Here is a 1,557-nt window from a genome sequence, read left to right on the forward strand (position 1 = left end):
CGCCCACCACGCCCGCCGTCCACCGCCCCCGCCCCCCGAAGCCGCCGGCGTCGACCCCCCCCCCCCCCCCCGCGGCGGCGCCCGCCACGGCCGCCAGGGCCGCGACCGCCGCCGTCACGCCTCGCAGCACCTCCCTCCCCGCCGTCATCACGCGTCACGCCGGTGGAAGACGACGAACGCGGCGACCAGCACCGCGGTGACGCCGAGGCACATCCCGCCCAGGTTCAGCCAGGGGTGCGGGTAGGCGGGGTTCGGCACGGTCGCGACCACGGCGGCGGCGCCCTGCGTCGGCCAGAAGTCGAGCAGGCCTCGCAACCACGCGGGGAACAGGCCCGCCACGGCCGGCACCAGGAACACGATGCCCACCAGCGTGGTGAGCGCGCCCGCCGTGGCGCGCAGGATCGTGCCGAGGCCGATCGCGAGCAGCGCGATCGCCGCGAGGTAGAGCCCGCCGCCCACGACGGCGGACAGCACTCCGGGGTCGTCGAGGCTCGCGTGCGGCACGTCCTGGGCGGCGAGGAGGGCCTGACCGAGCAGGAAGGTGGCGAACATCAGCGCCTGGCCTGCCACCGCGGCGACGCCGGCGGCCACCACCACCTTGGCCGCGAGCAGCCGGTTCCTGCGGGGAGTGACCGCCAGCGACGTCCGCACCAGCCCGGTCGCGTACTCGGAGGTGACGACCAGCGTGCCGAGCACGCCGATGACCAGCTGGGCCACGAGGTACGCGGTCAGGCTGCGCTCGGTCGGGTCCCACGCCAGTCGTTCCGCGGCTGACGCGCTCTCGTACGCCTCGCCCGCCCGTCCCGTCGCGAGGCCGGTGATGCCGAGCCCGACCGCGAACAGGCAGGCGAGCGTGTACCAGGTGGAACGCAGGCTGCGCAGCTTCACCCACTCCGCGTGCAGCGCGTGGCCGAACCGCGCCCGGTGCGCGAGCCGGCTCACGCGGTCACCCCCTGGTACTCGACGCTGTCCTTGGTCAGCTCCATGAAGGCGTCCTCCAGCGAGGGCCGCTGCGGGGTGAGCTCGACGAGCACGGTGCCGTGGTAGGCGGCGAGCCTGCCGATCTCCTCGCTCGCCAAGCCGGAGACCACCAGCGACGAGTCGGGTCCTTCCCGCACGGTGGCGCCGGCCGCGGTGAGCCGGAGGGCGAACGCGGCGGCCTCCGGCGTGCGGACGAGGACCGTGCCCTCGCCGCGTCCGCGCAGGAACTCCGCCATGCCCGTGTCCGCGATGAGCCGGCCGCGACCGATCACGACCAGGTGGTCGGCGGTCTGCGCCATCTCGCTCATGAGGTGGCTGGAGACCAGCACCGCGCGGCCCTCGCGGGCCAGCGAGCGCATGAAGTCGCGGATCCAGCGGATGCCCTCGGGGTCGAGCCCGTTCACCGGTTCGTCGAAGATCAGCACGCGCGGGTCGCCCAGCAGCGCCGCCGCGATGCCGAGCCGTTGCCGCATGCCGAGCGAGAACCCGCCCGCGCGCTTGTGCGCCACACCGTCGAGGCCGGTCCGGGCCAGCACCTCGTCCACCCGGCGAGCGGGGGTGGGGAGAGTGGGGTCC

2 protein-coding genes are annotated in these 1,557 nt (G+C 75.2%); both read right to left on the reverse strand.

From position 1 onward, the window contains the following. Positions 1-147: 147 nt before the first annotated feature. A complete protein-coding gene (locus AB0G02_RS39550; protein WP_360805461.1) occupies positions 148-942 on the reverse strand; it encodes an ABC transporter permease in 795 nt (264 codons plus the stop codon). Then, positions 939-1,557: AAA family ATPase (locus AB0G02_RS39555; protein ID WP_360805464.1), on the reverse strand; the 619-nt coding region annotated here is incomplete at its 5' end. The genes AB0G02_RS39550 and AB0G02_RS39555, both read right to left, overlap by 4 nt.

It is taken from the genome of Actinosynnema sp. NPDC023658 (genome assembly GCF_040639995.1).
In the GTDB taxonomy this organism is placed as follows: Bacteria; Actinomycetota; Actinomycetes; order Mycobacteriales; family Pseudonocardiaceae; genus Actinosynnema.